The 3472-nt window shown below is 68.9% G+C and carries 2 protein-coding genes; one reads left to right on the top strand and one right to left on the bottom strand.

What is annotated here, in order from left to right; genetic code table 11:
• Nucleotides 1-301 (top strand): hypothetical protein (locus ACLN58_RS19740; RefSeq protein WP_415856938.1); only part of this gene is annotated, 301 nt, incomplete at its 5' end.
• A gap of 83 nt (nucleotides 302-384) precedes the next feature.
• Here ACLN58_RS19740 and glgB read toward each other — a convergent pair.
• Nucleotides 385-3472 (bottom strand): 1,4-alpha-glucan branching protein GlgB (glgB, locus tag ACLN58_RS19735; RefSeq protein ID WP_415856937.1); only part of this gene is annotated, 3088 nt, incomplete at its 5' end.

Here is a 3472-nt window from a genome sequence, read left to right as displayed (position 1 = left end):
GCACACGAGAAAGCACCAGGACCAGGCAAACAGCCATCAAAAAAATGGCATCAAATCCAAACATGGCACGCTATTGAGTTCTCAAACAACAGGCCCCTTCGGGCGCCTCCAGATCCTCTGGACTTGCTCCGAAGCAACTTCTCAAACCTACCCGCCCGGCCGCACCGAGTCAAACCGGCCGTTCGGCCAGCGACTGATCGCTGCTGAGCAAGGGATTTTTTGCGCCGCCCTCTCGGTGGCGCGGGATAAAACTATACCACCGTCCGCGCGCGAGTGCCAACCGTCCGGCGGGTACAGCTGAGGCCCGGATTCCGCGGATCCGGGCCTCAGTCTGCGCGGCTTCGGCGGCCGCGCACGGCGGGCCAGCCGCCGTCGTTCGCGGACTCAGTCGATCGCGCTCGGCTCGAGGTAGACGACGCCCAGCGGCGGCAGCGTGAGCGTCGCCGCGGCGGGCTTGCCGTCCCAGTCCCGCTGCTCGGCCATGACGAGCCCGCCGTTCGTCACGCCGGAGCCGCCGTATTCGGTTGCGTCCGTGTTGAGGACCTCGGTCCACGCGCCCGCCAGCGGAAGCCCCACCGTGTAGTCGAGGTGGGGACCGCCCGCGAAGTTCGCGATGCACACGAGCGGAGCCCCATCCGCGGACCAGCGGATGAAGGAGACCACGTTGTGGTCGCCATCATCGCCACGGATCCATTCGTACCCGGCCGGATCGTTGTCCTGCGTGTAGAGCGCGGGCCGATCGCGGTAGATGGAGTTGAGCTCGCGGATGAGCTTCTGCAGCCCCTGATGCGGCTCGGTGTCGGCGAGCCACCAGTCGAGCCCATGCTCCTGGTTCCACTCGCCCTCCTGCCCGAACTCACACCCCATGAAGATGAGCTGCTTGCCCGGGTGCGCCCACTGGAACGCGTAGAACGCGCGGAGGTTCGCGAGCTGCTGCCAGCGATCGCCCGGCATCTTGCGCAGCATCGAGCCCTTTCCGTGCACCACCTCGTCATGGCTGATGGGCAGGAGGAAGTTCTCGCTGAAGGCGTACATGATCGAGAACGTCATCTTGTTGTGGTGCCACCGGCGGTTCACGGGGTTCTCGTGCATGTACTGGAGCGAATCGTGCATCCAGCCCATGTTCCACTTGAGCCCGAACCCGAGCCCGTTCATCGAGGTCGGCTTGGTGACGCCCGGGAACGCGGTCGACTCCTCGGCGATCATGACGATGCCCGGATTGCGCTTGTACGCCGTGGCATTCGCCTCCTGCAGAAAGGAGATCGCCTCGAGGTTCTCGCGCCCGCCGAACTGGTTCGGGCGCCACTGGCCCTCTTCGCGCGAATAGTCGAGGTAGAGCATCGACGCCACGGCGTCCACCCGGAGTCCGTCCACGTGGAACTCCTCGAGCCAGAACAGAGCATTCGCCACGAGGAAGTTCCGGACCTCAGTCCGGCCGAAGTTGAAGATGTACGTGCCCCAGTCGGGGTGCTCGCCCTGCTGCGGGTCGGAGTGCTCGTAGAGCGCCTCGCCGTCGAAGCGGGCCAGCGCCCATTCGTCCTTCGGGAAGTGTGCGGGCACCCAGTCCACAATCACGCCGATCCCGGCCTGGTGGAGCTGATCCACGAGGTACTTGAAATCGTCCGGGTGGCCGAAGCGCGAGCTCGGCGCATAGTAGGACGTGACCTGATACCCCCACGAGCCGCCGAACGGATGCTCCGCCACGGGCATGAATTCCACGTGCGTGAAGCCCATCTCCGAGACGTAGTCGACGAGCTCCTTCGCGAGGTCTCGGTAGCTGAGCCCGGGGCGCCACGAGCCGAGGTGCACCTCGTACACGCTCATGGGCGAATTGTGTGGGTCCTTCGCCGCCCGCTCGGTCATCCAAGCGTCGTCCTTGAACGCGTACCGGGTCTCGACGACGCGCGACGCCGTGCGCGGCGGCACCTCGGTGCCGAACGCCATGGGATCCGCGCGCTCGACCCAGTGCCCGGCGCGGGTCAGGATGCCGAACTTGTAGCACGCCCCTGCTACAACGCCGGGGATGAAGACCTCCCACACGCCGGAGGAGCCGAGGCTGCGCATCGCGTGCTCGCGGCCGTCCCAGCCGTTGAAGTCGCCCTTCACCTGGACCGCCTGCGCGCCCGGCGCCCACACCGTGAACGCCGTACCCTCGACGTCGCCGAGCACCGAGTGGTAGCGCTGGACCCGGGCGCCGAGCGCCTTCCACAGCTCCTCGTGCCGGCCCTCGCCGATGAGATAGATGTCCAGCTCGCCGACGGTCGGCATGTAGTGGTACGGGTCGTCGACGTCGACCACGTGGCCCTCGCCGTACTCGACCTCGAGGCGGTAGTCGGGCACCCCGCCGTCGTCCGTTGCGGGGAGCACCGCGGTCCATACGCCGTGCGCCTCGTGGCGCAGCGGCACCCGCCCGCTCGGCGTGACGGCGGTGGCGCCGGTCGCGAGATGCTTGACGGTGCGGATCGTCACCGAGCCGTCCTCGGCGAGGTGCGCGCCGAGCACGGCGTGCGGGGCGTGGAACGAACCGGCGGCGACGCGGCCCAGGACATCCTGCGGGACCGGAATCGGGGCCGCGGACTCCGCGAAGCCCCCCGCCTGGGCACCCTGCTGTTCAGTGTGCTCTGACACGTCTCTCTCCTCTCCTCGGCGGCCCGAAGCCGCAAGTTCTGCAGGTCCCTCTGGGCCCGCCATGTCCGTGGGCAGGCCCTCGGGGACGTAGGCGGCGAGCGCCGTCCGCACGGCCCGCAGCGGAATCTCTGCCCACGCGGGCCGGTTCCGCTCCTCGTAGGCCACCTCGTAGAGCGCCTTGTCGAGCCACAACGCCGCGAAGAGCGGGCCGCCGAACGGATCGGCCTGCTCGAGCACGCTCGCGTAGCCCTCCCAGAACGCATTCCCTGCCGCGTCGGTCCAATCCTTCGGCACGCGCGCGGCCGGAACCGTGCGCACGGCGGCGCCTGCCGCGTAGTCGAACGAGCGCAGCATTCCGACGACGTCGCGCAGCGGCACGTCGGGGCGGCTCCGCTCCGACACGGGCCGCAGGGGCTCGCCCTCGAAGTCGAGGATGGCGTAGGGGCGCTCGGCGTGGCCCGGGAAGTTCAGGATCTGGCCGAGGTGCAGATCGCCGTGGATGCGCTGGACACGAAGGCCCGAGGCCTCCCCCGCGAGCGTCGCGAGGAGGCTCTCGAGCGCGGCGGCGGGCAACCCGACGCTCTCCCGGACCTCCTCCCACGCGGCGCGCAGCCGCGAGGACAGCCCGCCCACGAACTCGGCGGCCGCGGCGTCATCGAGCGCCTCGCTCCCGAGGCTCGCCTCGAGCGCCTCGTGGACGCGCGCCGTCGCCTCGCCGAGGCCACGCGCATGGTCGGTGAAGTCCTCGCCGCTCGCGGCGGCGTCGAGCGCGAGCTGCCAGAGGTCCTTCCCGCCGGGAAGGAATTCATGGACGACGGCGAGCTGGCCTCGCGCTGTCCCCTCA

This window comes from Sinomonas sp. G460-2, assembly GCF_047759905.1.
In the GTDB taxonomy this organism is placed as follows: Bacteria; Actinomycetota; Actinomycetes; order Actinomycetales; family Micrococcaceae; genus Sinomonas.
The sequence above is the reverse complement of the archived record's forward strand: the minus strand, read 5'-3'. Positions and strand labels throughout refer to the sequence as shown.